Annotated in this window: 1 protein-coding gene; it reads left to right on the forward strand. The window is 66.2% G+C overall.

Features of this window, described 5'->3' with window-relative positions; genetic code table 11:
- Window positions 1-506 (forward strand): substrate-binding domain-containing protein (locus QQX02_RS13365; protein ID WP_301143868.1); only part of this gene is annotated, 506 nt, incomplete at both ends.

A 506-nucleotide genomic window follows, 5' to 3' on the forward strand; every position in this document is an offset into this window, starting at 1 on the left:
CTTTCGATGCTCGGCTCGATCACCCGCGCCTGCGCGCAGCAGGGCTACGACCTGCTGGTGTCATTCCAGCAGTTCTCCACCGACTGGCACGCCGACTACGCCGACAGCAAGAAGGCCGACGGCATCATCCTGCTCGGCTATGGCGACTACCTGGCTTATCGTGCGCGGCTGGAAAAGCTCGTGGCGATCGGCACGCGTTTCGTGCGGTGGGGCGCGGTGCAGCAGGACCAGCCGGGCGTGTCGGTCGGTTGCGACAACTTCAGCGGCGGCCAGGCGGTGGCGCGGCACTTCATCGAGCAGGGCTGCCGGCGGATCGCCTTCCTGGGCGACGCCTCCAGCCACTATCCGGAGTTTTTCGAGCGTTATCGGGGTTACGCAGACGCACTGCAGCAGGCCGGGCTGGATGTGGACGAGGCCTTGCAGGTAGACGCCGAGAGCACGCAGTTGTGCGGCCATACGGCCATGTCGGAGCTGATCGCGCGCGACGTGCCGTTCGACGCAGTGTT

Origin of the sequence: Demequina muriae (genome assembly GCF_030418295.1) — a bacterium.
Classification (GTDB): Bacteria; Actinomycetota; Actinomycetes; order Actinomycetales; family Demequinaceae; genus Demequina; species Demequina muriae.